Origin of the sequence: Variovorax sp. Root434, from assembly GCF_001426595.1 — a bacterium.
In the GTDB taxonomy this organism is placed as follows: Bacteria; Pseudomonadota; Gammaproteobacteria; order Burkholderiales; family Burkholderiaceae_C; genus Variovorax.
Genome location: NZ_LMEK01000024.1, coordinates 52,249 through 66,249, shown reverse-complemented (window position 1 = coordinate 66,249; position 14,001 = coordinate 52,249). Strand labels below are relative to the sequence as shown.

Below are 14,001 nucleotides of genomic sequence, written 5' to 3'. Positions count from 1 at the left end.
TGAGTGGGAGGGAAGAAGGGTTTGAGCGAGCGGCTTACTCGGCCTTGATGTTTCCTTTGCGGATAACGTCGGCCCATTTGGCGAAGTCCGCTTTCTGCAACTCGCCCAGCTGTTGCGGCGTGCCGCCGATGAGCGTGACGCCCAGCTTGTCCGCGAGCGCGGTGATGGATGGGTCCTTCAGCGCGGCATTGATCTCGCGGTTGAGTCGCTCGATGACAGGCGCTGGCGTTCCGGCAGGCGCGAAGACCGCCTGCCACTGCTCGACCACGAAGTTCTTCATGTCGGCCTCGCCCATCGTGGGGATGTCCGGCAGTGCCTTGAGACGCGCCGCCGACGTGACCGCGAGCGCGCGCAGCTTTCCGGACAGCACGTGCGGAAGCGCTGCCGCCGCGGGAGCGAACATGAAGTTCACCTGTTCGCCGAGCGTGTCCTGCAGCGCAGGGGTGTCGCCCTTGTAGGGCACATGGATGAATTGCACGCCGGCCTGCTGCTTGAGCAGTTCGCCTTGCATCTGCAGGATCGTGCCGGTGCCACCGGACGCGAATGCCAGCTTGCCCGGCTGCGCCTTGCCCGCAGCGACAAGGTCCGCAACGGTCTTGAACGGCTGGTCGACGCCGACGACCAGGATGTGCGGGATCGTGCCGATCGTCACCACCGGCGCAAAGCTCCGGATCGGGTCGTAGGGCAGCTTCCCCATCAGATGCGGCGCAATGGCTTGCGGGCCGATGGAAGTGCCCAGAAGCGTGTAGCCGTCAGGTGCGGCCTTTGCAACAAATGCGGCTCCGATGGTGCCCGTGGCGCCAGCCCGGTTGTCGACGATCACGTTGGTGGCCAGTGATCCGGCAAGCTTCTGCGCAATGCTTCGACCCAACACATCGGTGCTGCCGCCGGGCGGATACGGAACGACCCACGTGATGACGCGGCCGGTCGGCCAATTGCCCTGCGCCCACGCACCGAACGAGGCCGTGAGCGCAAGACCGCTCAAGAGGATGCCTCTGCGCAGTGCAGAGGGCGGCGTGTGGATGCTTTTCGTCATGTCGCTGTCTCTCTTCTCAGTCGGAATGGGCGGGGGATGCGAAGCCGTAAAGGGCAGCCGGGTTGTCGACGAGCACGCGACGAAACAGGTCGACATCGGAAGTCCAGTCCGCCAGTCGATCCATCTGCCGTGCGTCATCGGGCATGGGATGGAGGCCGGCCGATGCAGTCGCATGAGGCCAGTCGCTTCCCCAGACGATGCGATCAGGGTTGGCATCGAGATAGCTGCGCGCGAGATCGGTCAGCGCTGGGTCGTCCGTAGTCACGTGGGCGCTCACGAGGTAGCCGCCGGACAACTTGAGCCATGCACGGTCTTCGCGGAGCAACGCGAGCACGAGTGCATGCGCAGGGTGAGCGCCCGACTGCGCCGGCGAAATGCGAGCGAAGTGATCGAAGACCACTTGCACTGGCAATCGCCGCAGGGTGTCGCCCAAGGCCGCTAGAGCATCCGGCGACATCAGCAGTTGAAGATGCCAGCCCAGAGCGGCAATGCGCTGTGCGAGAGGCTCCAACATCTCGACCGAACCCGCCACGCCCAACGACAGGTTGAGGCGAACGCCACGTACACCCTGCGCGTGAAGCGCCCCGAGCTGCTCGTTGCTCTCCGCTCCGTCGATGACCGCGACGCCGCGGGCATCCGCACCGAGTGCTTCCAGCGCCCTCAGCATGACCCGGTTGTCGGTGCCGTAGGTCGAGGGGGTGACGAGCACCGCGCGGCGCGTTCCCAGACGCCGTTGCAGAAGTCGATAGTCGGAGACAGAGGCGTTCGGTGGACGCAGCCGCGCGGCGGATGCTGCCGGGAAGTCGCTGTCGTAGACGTGCAGATGGCAGTCGCACGCGTCTGCCGGCACTGCGATGCCGGGTCCCTGCGTGCCAGCCGAGTAGGACATCTCGGCCGGACTTTGGCTGTGATCTCTGCGCGTAGCGGACATCTGTTTGTCTCCTGATCTCCTCAGCGCCTTCGCGTTGGGTTGGAGGCAACTTTATTTGTCCGTTGCGCAGATCACAATGGCATTGCATTGTGTGGAACGCGTTGTGCGGCGCGAAACGTTAAAGTCGCCTTTAGCCCGGCGCAAAGATGCGCTGTGTCAGCCGTCTCCATGTCACACTTTGTGGTTCCACCAACCGACGAAGCCTGTGACCCGTCGAATCGATTCCTACAGCATCAGGTTGTTCGTGGCAGCGGCCCGCGCCGGTTCCATCGTGCGTGCCGCTGCCGCGGAGAACATCGCACCTTCGGCCTTGAGCCGGAGGATCGCGGACCTGGAACATGCATTCGAGACGCCGCTGCTCGTGCGCTCGCCGCGCGGCATTGCACTCACCGATGCAGGCAGGCTGGTGCTGGCGCGAGGCGAGCGCTTCGACGACGAACTGCAAGCCTTGTTGCGCGAAGTGCAGAGCGAAGGCGGCGAAGTGCGGGGCAGGGTGCGCCTTCATGCCAACATGTCCTCCGTCATCGGTTTCCTGCCCGAGCGCTTGCACCGCTTCATGGAGGCATACCCGGGCGTGGAGGTCACCCTGCACGAGGAAGACACGCGCGACGTGCTGCGCGCCTGTCTGGACGATCGCGCCGATGTCGGCGTAGGCGTGGACGTTGCTGTGCCGGCGGGCATGGATGCATGGCGTTTTGCCTCCGACCCCTTGCTCGTGGTGCTTCCCTCGGGACATGAACTGGCGGAACTGCAAGCCATCACGTTCGCGCGTGCGCTCGAATATCCCTTGGTCGGCATCCATCAGGGCGGTGCGATGGACCGGTCCCTGAACGAACGCGCCACGGCATTGGGCAGGCGCTTCAACCCGAAGGTGACAGTCAGCAGCTTCGACGCTGTCTGCCGCATGGTGGAGGCAGGCCTCGGCATCGCGGTGGTGCCTCGAAGTGCCATGACGGCTTATGCGGGGTCCGACCGCTTTGCCAGGCGTCCGCTGGCGGAAGAGTGGGCCGACCGCGTCCTGAACATCTACGCCCTGCGCAAGACCCCGCAGCCTCGCGCAGTTGCAGCGCTCATCGAGAGTCTGCAAGGGTAATCACCGATCTCGCGGATGGCGAGATCCCCTGTGCCGAGCGAGCGCTTTATGGCGCTGCCACGGACCGCGAACATCGGAGCATGACAGCCTCCACGCCAGCCGCCGCCAGCGCCGAAAGCATCCGGTTCGACCGGCGCGTTCTCTTCCTGAGCTGTTCCGCACGCATGGTCGAGTTGAGCTTGAAGGGGGAACGCCTCGAACTTGCCGACGCGTCGCCATTGCGTGACGATATTTCGACGGACGAGATCACGCCGCTTCCGATCCTCACGCACTACGACGACAAGCTGGGCCGCTACCCGTACTCGGGCTTCAAGGCGGGCGAGGCATTCCCGATCAGCACCGATGCCATCCGCGCGTCGGGCATCGAGGTCGTGGTCGCGGGCAGGCGCTATGGCAAGGGCTCCTCGCGCGAGCACAGCCCGACCGCCGAGAAGGCGGCCGGCGTGCGGCTGGTCATCGCCGAAAGCTTCGAGCGCCTGTACCGGCAGAACGCCGACAACATCGGCTTGTTCACCTCGACCGACTTCGGCCTGGTCGCGTCCATCCAGGCGGGCAAGGCGATTCCGATCGACGACCTCGTGGCCGGCCGCGACGCGCTGGCCGCGGCAATCCTCAAGAGCGGCGGGCTGCTGCGCTTCGGCCGGCAATTCATGCGCGACATCGCGGTGCCGCCCGAGGCTCAGGACGCGCGTCCGCGCACGCTGTTCGAGAAGATCGTGGCGCGCCACGCGCTCGCCACCGAGCTGACGCAGGCACATTCCGCGCCGGGCGACGGTGCCTTCGTGCGCGCCGACCTTCGCTTCATCCACGAGTACTACACCGGCATGGCCGCGCACATGCTGCACGCCACCTTCGGCCGGCCGCTGGTGCTGCACGACGCCGATTCCATCGTGGCCTTCGAAGACCACACGTCCTACGTCACGGAAAGCCCCGCGCACGTGCATGGCGGCCTGGTGCCGAATGTGCGTCGCATGGTCGAGGCGCAGCGCGAATTCGCGGCCGCCTACGGCTTGCGCTCGCACCGCACACTGACCGAGGAACAGGCCGCCAAGGACGACGGCACCAACGTGGCCGGCATCTCGCACGCCATGGTGGCGGAACACTATGCGCTGCCGGGCCAACTGGTGGTGGGCACGGATTCACACACGCCGCACAGCGGCGCGCTGGGTTGCGTGGCCTTCGGCGTGGGAACCACGGACATGGCGAATGCCTTCGTGACGGGAGCGGTGCGGCTGACGGTGCCGCAGTCCCTGAAGATCGTGCTCGATGGGTCGCTCGCCCCTGGAGTGACCGCCAAGGACGTCGTGCTGCATCTGCTCGCGCTGCCCTTCGTGCGCGACGGCGGCGGGGTGGGCAAGGTGTTCGAGTTCACGGGCGACGTGGTACGGCGCATGACCACCGACGAGCGCGCCACGCTCACCAACATGACGGCGGAACTCGGCGGCTTCACCGGCCTCGTCGCTCCCGATGCCGAGACCGTGCGCTTCCTGCGCGAGCGCCGCGGCATCGATTTCGAAGTCGAGCCCTGGATGCGCAGCGACGACGGCGCGATCTACGCCAGGACGCTCCACGTCGATTGCACGCAGCTTTCCCCCATGGTCGCCGCACCGGGCGACCCCGGCAACGGCCTGCCGCTGGCGGCGGTCGGCGAGCGGGTGCGCATCGACATCGCCTACGGTGGCTCGTGCACGGCCGGCAAGCGCGAAGACTTCGACCACTACCACGCGGTGCTCAGGTGGGCGGCGGACCGCGGGCTCAAGGTCGCGCCCGGGGTGGCCCTGTATCTCCAGTTCGGGACCACCGCGGTGCGCGACCACTGCATTGCGGCGGGGTACATGGACGCGTTCGAACGCGTCGGCGCGCGCATTCTTCAGCCCTCCTGCGGCGCTTGCGGCAACTGCGGGCCGGGTGGTTCGGTGCGGGCCGACCAGGTCACCGTGAGCGCCATCAACCGCAACTTCCCCGGCCGGGGCGGACCCGGAAAGGTCTGGCTCGCCAGCCCGCCCACGGTGGCGGCAAGCGCGATTGCGGGCGAACTCGTTTCGTTTGCCGAGCTCCAGGCGCGCCATCCATGAATTCCAACAAAGCGAGAGAGACAAACCCATGCGTGCATATTCCCTCCGGAAAGCCATTTCCGTTTCTTTAGCGACGGCGTTGCTTGCCACGTCATTGTTCGCCGCCGCGCAATCCTCGAGCGCCGACCGGCCGATACGGCTCGTCGTTCCACTGGCCGCCGGTTCGACGGTCGATGCGGTCGCCCGCGCAGTCGCGCCGGCCTTCGGACGCGCGACCGGCCATCCGATCGTGGTGGAAAACGTCGTCGGCGCCGGTGGCATTCCGGGCACCGCACAGATCGTGAAGGCCCCCAAGGACGGGCTCACGCTCGGCATGGTGTCGTCCAACCATGTCATCAATCCAGGCATCTACAAGTCCATTCCCTACGACAGCATGAAGGACATCACGCCCATTGCGGTACTGGCCACGGTGCCGGTCGTGCTGGTGGTGAACAACGCGCTTCCGGTGAAGAGCGTGAAGGAGCTGCTGGCTTACGCGAAGGCCAATCCCGGCAAGCTCAACTACGGCTCCGCCGGCAACGGGAGCGTTCTCCACCTGGCAGGGGAATTGATGGTGAGTGAGACCGGCATCGACATGAAGCACGTGCCCTATCGCGGCACCGGACCGCTCGTCACCGACCTGATCGGCGGGCAGGTGCAACTCGCGTTCGTTTCGATCTCGCAGGTCGCCCCGCAGATCAAGGCCGGAGCGCTGCGTGCGTTGGCCGTGAGCACTCCCGCGCGCTCCGCGGCCTTGCCCGACGTGCCGACGATGATGGAGTCGGGCGTGCCCAAGTACAGCTTCGACGCCTGGATCGCGTTGATCGGTCCGGCCGGACTGCCCAAGCCGGTGGTCGACAGCTATGCCGCGGCGATGCAAGAGGCCTTGGTATCGCCGGGAGCAAGAAACGTCATCGCCGGCCAGGGCCTCACGGTGCTGAACACAGGGCCTGGATTGGCGCCAGCCTTCTTCGAGTCCGAGTTGGCGAAGCATCAAAAGCTGGTGAAGCAGTCTGGCGCGACCCTGGACTGAGGCCGCGCCCGCATTCAGGATCGCGGTGCTCCCAGGCGAGAGCATCGGTAGTCATCGAGGTTGCGATACGCTCGGTGCTGGGCCAGGGATACCGTACCGCGGACATCCAATGCAGCAGCACTCGGCTGGTTGGAACGGCGCGCATGGGTGTCCTCATTGCCAACGCTGTAAAAAGCGGACCGACCCCCGTCATTTCCGAGCACTGAAGCCATGATTACCCTGCACCATTGCGTGAGCGCACGTTCGTTTCGTCCCTTGTGGATGCTTGAGGAAATCGGGGTTCCGTACGAACTGAAGATGATGCCGTTCCCGCCTCGCGCGCTTGCCCGGTCGTACCTGGAGATCAACCCCCTGGGGACGGTGCCGGCCATGGTCGACGGGACTGTTCGCATGACGGAGTCGTCCGCCATCTGTCAGTACCTGGCGGCGCGCTTCTCACCGGGAAAGCTCGATGTGAGTGTCGATGAGCCGGCCTTCGGCGCCTACCTGAATTACCTGCATTTCGGCGAAGCGACCTTGACGTTCCCGCAGACACTGGTGCTGCGCTATCTGCACTTCGAAACGGGCGAACGGCGTCAGCCCCAGGTGGCCCATGACTACGGCAAGTGGTTCCTCGCAAGGTTGCGGACGCTGGAAACTCTCTTGGCGGAGCAGGAGTTCCTCTGTGCGCATCGTTTCACCGCCGCCGATGTTTCGGTCGGCTACGCGCTGCTGCTGGCTAAGCATCTCGGCCTCGACCAGCAGTTCACGCCTTCGGTTCGCGCCTACTGGGAACGCCTTCAAGCGAGGCCCGCTTATCGGCGCGCGATGGTGGCCCAGAACGACGCGGCCATCTCGCAAGGCGTGCCCACGATTCCGTCGCCCGACATCAGGGCCGAATAGCTGGGTTGCATGCCAGTGTTCGGGCGGGCGCGAACAATGCAGTCACTCACGAGCAGATCAAAGCCCTCGTTGGTCAAATGCTTGGCGCGCCCTCTGGACCAATGGCAGCTTGACCATCGTCCAATCGTGCAATGCACGCAACGGCTGCTGCAAGGTGCGCCCAAGCGGCGTGATGTCGTACTCAACTGCAACGGGTGAAACCGGAATGACGCGACGGGAGACCAAGCCGTTGCGTTCGAGGCGGCGAAGGCTCTGGGTCAGCGCCTTCTGGGTGACGCCTTCCAGGCGACGCTTGATGGCGTTGAACCGGTGCGGCTCGTCATCCAGCACGGCCAAAATCATCATTGACCACTTGTCCGCGATTTGGTCGAACAAAGCTCGACTTGGACACTCTGAGGAAAAGCATTCCGGCGTGATCTTTGGCATTGGGCGGTTTCCTTCGTGATACCTGGGCGATCCTAAGTATCCGGTTGGTGCCAAGTTTACTTGGTGTACCTTAATCGATTCCTTGCTCGCGCCAAACTCTGTCCCGACCTCTGGGTGTTGGGCGATCCGCAGCCAAACGACCTCGCCGACGGATCAAAATCCGATGCTTCGAAAGTGAGCGTGTCGCTTCCGCTCGCTGCGGTTTGCTGCAAGCTGAAGGGCTGCATGCGATCCAGCTACTCAACCGCCGGCTTCCACCTTGGGTACAGCGTCCGTGGCACCGGTGGAAATTGGCCTCAGTTCTTTGCGCAGAATTTTTCCCACTGCTGATTTGGGCAGCGACTCGAGGAACGTGATGTAGCGAGGCACCTTGTATGCGGCAAGGAGCTTGCGGCAATGCGCTTCCAACTCGTCCGCCCTCAGCCCAGGTACGCGGCGGACGACGAAGAGATGAGGGGCCTCTGCCGAGCGCTCGTCAGGCACCCCGACGCACGCGCATTCGAGCACGTCCGGGTGCATGGCGACCACGCCTTCGATTTCGTTCGGGTAGACATTGAAGCCGGAGACCAGGATCATGTCCTTCTTCCGGTCGACGATGTACATCAAACCTTGTGCATCCATGGTGACGATGTCTCCGGTGCGGAACCAGCCGTCCTGCGTGAAAGACCTGCGCGTCTCGTCTGCGCGGTTCCAGTAGCCCGCGAAGACCTGCGGCCCCTTGATCAGCAACTCGCCGGGCGTGCCGAGCGGCACCGGTTCGCCCGCTTCGTCGACGATAAGAACGTCGGTCGACGGCACAGGCGCGCCGATGGTGCCGTTGCGCCCCGGTGCATTGAAGGTAACGCTGGGCGACGTTTCAGTAAGCCCATAGGCCTCGGTGATGGGTGGGCCGCCGGCCGCAACCCACTTGGCTGCAACGGCCGCCTGGATCGAGGCGCCGGCGCCGATGACTACGTTGCAGCGGGAGAAGTCGATGCCGGGCAGCTCGTGCAACGTCACCAAGGCATTGAACATTGTGTTGACGCCGATCAGCATGTCGAAGGGCGCCCGCTCGAGTTCGGTGCAAAGCGCCTGGGCGTCGCGCGGATTGACGACCAGGCGGTTGTGAGCGCCGCTGGCAAGGGCCGTCAAAGCCACCCCGAGCGGAAAGATGTGATACAGCGGCAACGGCGTCACGATCTCGAAGTTGTCGATGTCCAGTGCCAATTCCAGCCACGACCGCATCTGCAGCGAGCTGGCAAGCACGCTACGGTGCGTCAGGCAAGCACCCTTGGAAACACCTGTCGTGCCGCCGGTGTACTGCAGAAAAGCCAGGTCGGAGGGGCGCACGTGCTCGCTGGTGAATTCGGCGTCCGGTAGCGCGGCGGTCGCGTCGCGCAAACCGATGACGCGAGGCCCATCGTTCGCAGCGGACGCACCTGCATCGCCGCCCGTCGCGAACAATGCCTGCTTCACCTGTTGCATCGGCGCGGTCATGACATACCGAAGCTGTGTCTGGCCGAGGACCTCGGCGACCACACCCATGAACGGCTCGGCAGCCACCAGTGCGGACGCGCCCGAATCGGCCAGCTGGTACGCCAGCTCGCGTGCCGTGTAGAGCGGGTTCATGGTCACCCCCACCATGCCCGCGCGCAGGATGGCGGCCAAAGCCACGGGGTAAACGAGGTTGTTGTGCAGCAGAAGGGCGACCCTGTCACCGCGCTTGAGTCCTGCCGCTTGCAGGGACCGGGCGAGCAGCGCCGACGCATGCTCGACCTGCGCGAAGGTCAGCGATTCTCCGGCGCAGGTGACGGCCGTCCTGGCACTGTGCCTCGTGAACGCACGTTCGAGCAATGTGACGAGGGTTTCACTGTCGTCGAGGACGATCTCGCGGGGAAGCCCTGCGGGGTAGGAGGCATGCCAGGGTCGGTGTTCCATGTGTTTTCCTTCGTGCGGTTGGCGGCGGTTCAGGACAGGGCTTCGCGAACGAAGTCCATGCGGTCCTGTCCGAAGAACATCTGGTCGCCAACGAAGAGCGTGGGTGCACCGAACACGCCGCGCTCGATCGCTTCCTGCGTCGTGGCCTTCAGCGCGGCCTTGGTCTCGGCGTCCTGCGCCAGGCGCTCGATGTCGGCGGGATCGAATCCGCCCTCGGCCAGGATGCGGGCCGTGAGCTGCGCATCGTTCAGGTTCAGCGCGTCGATCCACAGCGCCTTGAACACGCAGCCCAGCAGCTGCTGCAGCTGTTCCGGACGGCGCAACTGGATCCCGGTGACCGCGCGCATGAGGAACAGCGTGATGACCGGAAAGTGCGGATTGCCCTGGAAGGGAACGCCATAGCGGCGCGCGTGGCGCTCGTAGTCCATCTGCGTGTAGCGCCCTTTGACAGGAATGTTGGCAGGTGAGGCGTTGCCCGTGGCCTGGTAGACGCCGCCCAGCAGCATCGGCCGGTACACGAGGTCGGCGCCATGTCTGGCGCACAGGGCCGGCAGCTGCGTCCACGCGAGGTAGGAAGACGGGCTGCCGACATCGAAGAAAAAATCAACCGACTTGCGCATTCATGGCTCCTTTAATTAAACGTACGTTTGGTTAACGGAAGCTATGTGATTAATGCGGCTGCGTCAACGGGGTTTCACTGGACTTCTTTCTTGATTGACAAACGATGGTTCAGTGATTAACGTTCAATGACTTAACGGACGTTTTTTAAAGGAGACTGTATGGACCCATCAGCCAACCACCGCGGTGTGGCTCTCGTCGTCGGCGCCGGTGACGCCACAGGCAGCGCCATTGGCGCACGCTTTGCCCGCGAGGGCTACGCCGCGTGCCTGACGCGGCGCTCGGCCGACAAGCTCGAGCCGGCCGTGGAGCGCATCCGCGCGGCCGGAGGTCAGGCGTTCGGCTACGGCAGCGATGCGCGCAAGGAGGAAGATGTCGTGGCCCTCATCGAGCAGATCGAGAAGGAGCGCGGGCCCATCGAGGTGATGGTGTTCAACATCGGCGCCAATGTGCCCAGCAGCATCCTGGAGGAGACAGGGCGCAAGTACATGAAGATCTGGGAGATGGCCACCTTCAGCGCATTCCTGAATGCGCGCGAGGTCGCCCGCAAGATGGTTGCGAGAGGGCGCGGCACGATTCTCTTCACCGGCGCGACGGCCGGCATCCGGGGCTCCGCGAATTTCGCGGCCTTTGCGGGCGCCAAGCACGCGCTGCGCGCGCTGGCCCAGAGCATGGCGCGCGAACTCGGTCCGCGCGGCATTCATGTGGCCCACATCGTGGTCGACGGCGCGATCGACACGGAGTTCATCCGCAGCAACTTTCCCGAACGCTATGCGCTCAAGGCGCAGGACGGCATCCTGAACCCCGAGCACATCGCGGAGAACTACTGGTACCTGCACACCCAGCCTCGAGATGCCTGGACCTTCGAGATGGACCTGCGCCCCTATATGGAAACCTGGTGAAAGACACATGAAAACACGCATCACTGAACTCTTCGGCATCCGCCACCCGATCATCCAGGGCGGCATGCACTACGTCGGCTTCGCGGAACTTGCCGCGGCGGTCTCCAATGCCGGCGGGCTCGGACTCATCACCGGGCTGACGCAGAAAACGCCCGAGCTGCTGGCCAAGGAAATCGCCCGCTGCCGCGAGATGACGGACCAGCCCTTCGGCGTGAACCTCACGTTCCTGCCGACCCTGTCTTCGCCGCCGTACCCCGAATACATCGCTGCGATCGCGGAAGGCGGCGTTCGCATCGTGGAGACGGCGGGGCGCAGTCCCGAGGCCTACATGCCCGCGCTCAAGAAGGCCGGCATCAAGGTCATCCACAAGTGCACCTCCGTGCGACACGCACTCAAGGCCGAAGCGATCGGCTGCGACGCCGTGAGCGTGGACGGCTTCGAGTGCGGCGGCCACCCCGGCGAGGACGACCTACCGAACATGATCCTGCTGCCCCGCGCCGCCGAGGAGCTGAAGATTCCGTTCGTCGCGTCCGGCGGTATGGCCGACGCGCGCAGCCTGGTGGCGGCGCTGGCGCTGGGCGCCGAAGGCATGAACATGGGCACGCGCTTCGTGGCGACGCAGGAAGCGCCGATCCACCAGAACGTGAAGGACGCCATCGTGGCCGCCACCGAGCTCGACACGCGGCTCGTGATGCGAGGGCTGCGCAACACCGAGCGCGTGCTGACCAATTCGTCCGTGGAGCAGCTGATCAGGATCGAGAAGGAAAAGGGCGCCGACCTCAAGTTTGAAGACATCATCGACCAGGTGGCCGGCGTCTACCCGCGCGTAATGCTGGAAGGCGAGATGGATGCGGGCGCCTGGAGCTGCGGCATGGTGGTCGGGCTGATCAACGACATTCCGACGGTGCAGGAGCTGATCGATCGCATCATGGACGAGGCCGAGCAGCTGATCGTGCAGCGGCTCGCCGGGTTCATGGAGCCTGCGCTGGCCTAGCCTTGGACATCCGCCGGCTCGCTGCGAAGCGGGCCGGCGACTCGCACCCTTCAGGCCAGGTAGCGATCACGCAGCAATTTCTCGTAGAGCTTGCCGGTCGCGTGCCGGGGAAAGTCGGACTCGAAATCGATGCTCCTGGGAGCCTTGGGCGGACCGAGTAAGCCTTCAGCGCCTCGGCGGCCGCCGGGCCCGTGAAATCCGGATGCGCCGGCTGGATGACCGCCTTGATCTCTTCGCCGTACTCGTCGTTCGGCACGCCGAAAACCGCGGCGTCCGCGACGCGGGGGGCCTGCAGCAGCACCTCCTCGGGTACTGCCGCCACGGTCAGAACAGCTCGACGGCCGGCTCCATCAACGCCGACGACCCGGCCCGGATCTCGCCGCACAGCGCCGCCGTCTGCGGCAGCAGCCGTTGGAAGTAGAAGCGGGCCGTGGCGATCTTCGATGCATAGATCGGGTCGGTGGATTCCGCATTCCTCAATGCGACCTCGGCCATCCGCGCCCAGGTCCAGGCGAGGGCCAGGTGCCCGATCAGCCGCAGGTAGGGCACGGCTGCGGCGCCTGCTGCATGCGGGTCGTGCGCCGACGTGGCCACGAGCCTGCCGGTGAGCTGCCTGATGTCGGCAGCCAGTGCGGCGAGCGGCTCCGCGAATTCGCGCATCGCCTCGCGCGGACCGCAGGTTTCGGCGAATGCGCCGGCCATGTCCAGGAAGGCACCCATCTGCCGGCCCTGGTCGGCGAGCACCTTGCGCCCGAGCAGGTCCATGGCCTGCACGCCGTTGGTGCCCTCGTAGAGTCCCACGATGCGAACGTCCCTCAGGTGCTGCTCGACGCCGTTCTCTCGGATGTAGCCGTGCCCGCCGAACACCTGCATGGCGAGCAGCGTGCTCTCCACCGCGAGATCGCTCGACAGCGCCTTCACGAGCGGGGTCAAAAGGCTGAGCAATTCGGCCGTCTCGTTGCGCCTGGCGGGGTCGGGATGAAGACGCTGGAGATCGCTCAGCTGCGCGGTCCACAGCGCCAGTGCGCGTGCGCCCTCGATGTTCGCTTTCTGCGTGAGCAGCATGCGGCGCACGTCGGCGTGTCCGATGATCGGGTCGGCCGCTTCGCCGGACGATCTTGCACCGCTGGTGCGGCCCTGCAGGCGATCCTTTGCATAGGCCAGGGCCTTCTGGTAGGCCGCTTCCATCAGGCCGATGGCGATGATGCCGACGAGCACGCGCATGTGGTTCATCTGCACGAACATGCCCGCCAGCCCCTTGTTGGGCGCGCCCAGCAGCCAGCCTGTCGCACCGTCGAAGTTGATGGTGCAGGTCGAGTTTCCGTGGATGCCCAGCTTGTGCTCGATGGAACCGCAGACCACCCCGTTGCGTGCGCCGGCCGCGCCGTTCGCATCGGGAATGAATTTCGGCACGATGAAAAGAGAAATGCCCTTCACGCCGGGTGGCGCATCGGCGATGCGCGCGAGCACCAGGTGCATGATGTTGCCGGTCAGGTCCTGCTCGCCGCCCGAGATGAAGATCTTGCTGCCGGTGATGCTGTAGCTGCCGTCGGGCTGCGCCACGGCGCGGGTGCGCATCAGGCCGAGGTCGGTGCCCGCATTGGGCTCGGTCAGGCACATGGTGCCGGCCCACTCGCCCGAGGCGATCTTCGGCAGGTAGAGCGCCTTCTGTTCCTCCGATCCGTTGGCCGACACGTTCACATAGGTGGCATGCGACATGCCGGGGTAGGAGGCCCACGCCATGTTCGCGCCGCCGAAGACTTCGTAGACCGCGTTGGCCACGACCGAAGGAAAGCCCTGGCCGCCGAACTCGGGGCTGCACCCCAATCCGGCCCAGCCGTTCTTCGTGAACTCGTCATAGGCCTTCTTGAAGCCCGGCGGCGTCTGCACCACGCCGGGCGAGGGCATGCTGCAACCGTGCGCGTCCCCCGGTGCGTTAAGCGGGGCGATCACCTCGGACGCGAACTGGCCGGCCGCGGTGAGCACCTGGTCGATGGTCTCGCCGTCGAGCTCCGGCTGGCCGCAGGCTTCCAGCATGGCCGGCACCTGGAGCAGCTCGTGCAAGACGAATTGAATGTCGCGCAGCGGGATCTGGTAGGTCATGGTGCTGCTCCT

At 65.2% G+C, this 14,001-nt stretch carries 13 protein-coding genes; 6 read left to right on the top strand and 7 right to left on the bottom strand.

What is annotated here, in order from left to right:
• Positions 1 to 34 precede the first annotated feature (34 nt).
• Both ASD05_RS19955 and ASD05_RS19950 read right to left on the bottom strand, forming a co-directional pair.
• Positions 35 to 1,036 (bottom strand): Bug family tripartite tricarboxylate transporter substrate binding protein, encoded by a 1,002-nt coding sequence (locus ASD05_RS19955; protein ID WP_056596099.1) that lies wholly within the window; start codon positions 1,034 to 1,036, stop codon positions 35 to 37.
• Between the two features lie 16 nt (positions 1,037 to 1,052).
• Complete coding sequence (locus ASD05_RS19950; RefSeq protein ID WP_082572194.1) at positions 1,053 to 1,967, bottom strand: amidohydrolase family protein; 915 nt, start codon at positions 1,965 to 1,967, stop codon at positions 1,053 to 1,055.
• 4 nt (positions 1,968 to 1,971) lie between these two features.
• Here ASD05_RS19950 and ASD05_RS19945 point away from each other — a divergent pair, with 4 nt between their 5' ends.
• The 4 genes from ASD05_RS19945 (at position 1,972) to ASD05_RS19930 (ending at position 7,029) form a co-directional block, all read left to right on the top strand.
• On the top strand, positions 1,972 to 3,060 hold the full coding sequence (locus ASD05_RS19945) for a LysR substrate-binding domain-containing protein (RefSeq protein ID WP_235508040.1): 1,089 nt from the start codon (positions 1,972 to 1,974) through the stop codon (positions 3,058 to 3,060).
• 80 nt (positions 3,061 to 3,140) lie between these two features.
• The gene (locus tag ASD05_RS19940) at positions 3,141 to 5,135 is read left to right on the top strand and encodes an aconitase family protein (protein WP_056596090.1); all 1,995 of its coding nucleotides are present in this window, start codon (positions 3,141 to 3,143) and stop codon (positions 5,133 to 5,135) included.
• Between the two features lie 94 nt (positions 5,136 to 5,229).
• Entirely contained in the window at positions 5,230 to 6,147 is a 918-nt protein-coding gene (locus ASD05_RS19935) for a tripartite tricarboxylate transporter substrate binding protein (protein ID WP_200955463.1), read from the top strand.
• A gap of 210 nt (positions 6,148 to 6,357) precedes the next feature.
• Positions 6,358 to 7,029 carry a glutathione S-transferase family protein gene (locus ASD05_RS19930; RefSeq protein ID WP_056596085.1) on the top strand — a complete coding sequence of 224 codons (672 nt, stop codon included), beginning with the start codon at positions 6,358 to 6,360 and terminating at the stop codon, positions 7,027 to 7,029.
• 57 nt (positions 7,030 to 7,086) lie between these two features.
• Here ASD05_RS19930 and ASD05_RS19925 read toward each other — a convergent pair whose 3' ends face one another.
• The 3 genes from ASD05_RS19925 to ASD05_RS19915 all read right to left on the bottom strand — a co-directional run bounded on the left by ASD05_RS19925 (position 7,087) and on the right by ASD05_RS19915 (position 9,992).
• A complete protein-coding gene (locus ASD05_RS19925; RefSeq protein ID WP_056596083.1) occupies positions 7,087 to 7,455 on the bottom strand; it encodes a winged helix-turn-helix transcriptional regulator in 369 nt (122 codons plus the stop codon).
• A 240-nt stretch (positions 7,456 to 7,695) separates the two neighbouring features.
• Positions 7,696 to 9,372: an AMP-binding protein gene (locus ASD05_RS19920; protein ID WP_056596081.1), complete on the bottom strand. Its 1,677-nt coding sequence runs from the start codon at positions 9,370 to 9,372 to the stop codon at positions 7,696 to 7,698.
• A gap of 29 nt (positions 9,373 to 9,401) precedes the next feature.
• Positions 9,402 to 9,992: a 2-hydroxychromene-2-carboxylate isomerase gene (locus ASD05_RS19915; RefSeq protein WP_056596078.1), complete on the bottom strand. Its 591-nt coding sequence runs from the start codon at positions 9,990 to 9,992 to the stop codon at positions 9,402 to 9,404.
• A 159-nt stretch (positions 9,993 to 10,151) separates the two neighbouring features.
• Here ASD05_RS19915 and ASD05_RS19910 point away from each other — a divergent pair, with 159 nt between their 5' ends.
• On the top strand, positions 10,152 to 10,892 hold the full coding sequence (locus ASD05_RS19910) for an SDR family oxidoreductase (protein ID WP_056596075.1): 741 nt from the start codon (positions 10,152 to 10,154) through the stop codon (positions 10,890 to 10,892).
• Positions 10,893 to 10,899: 7 nt separating this feature from the next.
• Positions 10,900 to 11,886: an NAD(P)H-dependent flavin oxidoreductase gene (locus ASD05_RS19905; RefSeq protein ID WP_056519411.1), complete on the top strand. Its 987-nt coding sequence runs from the start codon at positions 10,900 to 10,902 to the stop codon at positions 11,884 to 11,886.
• Here ASD05_RS19905 and ASD05_RS31070 read toward each other — a convergent pair.
• Together ASD05_RS31070 and ASD05_RS19900 are read right to left on the bottom strand one after the other, a co-directional pair.
• Positions 11,864 to 12,187 carry an AMP-binding enzyme gene (locus ASD05_RS31070; RefSeq protein ID WP_414930056.1) on the bottom strand — a complete coding sequence of 108 codons (324 nt, stop codon included), beginning with the start codon at positions 12,185 to 12,187 and terminating at the stop codon, positions 11,864 to 11,866. The genes ASD05_RS19905 and ASD05_RS31070 overlap by 23 nt on opposite strands.
• A gap of 23 nt (positions 12,188 to 12,210) precedes the next feature.
• Positions 12,211 to 13,989, bottom strand: coding sequence for an acyl-CoA dehydrogenase C-terminal domain-containing protein (locus tag ASD05_RS19900; protein WP_056596072.1), 1,779 nt, complete (start codon positions 13,987 to 13,989; stop codon positions 12,211 to 12,213).
• Positions 13,990 to 14,001 lie beyond the last annotated feature (12 nt).

What these genes read in the sequence shown, in the direction of transcription:
- ASD05_RS19940 (WP_056596090.1), top strand. Translation starts at nt 3,141, where the DNA reads ATGACAGCCTCCACGCCAGCCGCCGCCAGCGCCGAAAGCATCCGGTTC.
- ASD05_RS19905 (WP_056519411.1), top strand. Translation starts at nt 10,900, where the DNA reads ATGAAAACACGCATCACTGAACTCTTCGGCATCCGCCACCCGATCATC.
- ASD05_RS19910 (WP_056596075.1), top strand. Translation starts at nt 10,152, where the DNA reads ATGGACCCATCAGCCAACCACCGCGGTGTGGCTCTCGTCGTCGGCGCC.
- ASD05_RS19920 (WP_056596081.1), bottom strand. Translation starts at nt 9,372, where the DNA reads ATGGAACACCGACCCTGGCATGCCTCCTACCCCGCAGGGCTTCCCCGC.
- ASD05_RS19930 (WP_056596085.1), top strand. Translation starts at nt 6,358, where the DNA reads ATGATTACCCTGCACCATTGCGTGAGCGCACGTTCGTTTCGTCCCTTG.
- ASD05_RS19955 (WP_056596099.1), bottom strand. Translation starts at nt 1,036, where the DNA reads ATGACGAAAAGCATCCACACGCCGCCCTCTGCACTGCGCAGAGGCATC.
- ASD05_RS19950 (WP_082572194.1), bottom strand. Translation starts at nt 1,967, where the DNA reads ATGTCCGCTACGCGCAGAGATCACAGCCAAAGTCCGGCCGAGATGTCC.
- ASD05_RS19915 (WP_056596078.1), bottom strand. Translation starts at nt 9,992, where the DNA reads ATGCGCAAGTCGGTTGATTTTTTCTTCGATGTCGGCAGCCCGTCTTCC.
- ASD05_RS19925 (WP_056596083.1), bottom strand. Translation starts at nt 7,455, where the DNA reads ATGCCAAAGATCACGCCGGAATGCTTTTCCTCAGAGTGTCCAAGTCGA.
- ASD05_RS19900 (WP_056596072.1), bottom strand. Translation starts at nt 13,989, where the DNA reads ATGACCTACCAGATCCCGCTGCGCGACATTCAATTCGTCTTGCACGAG.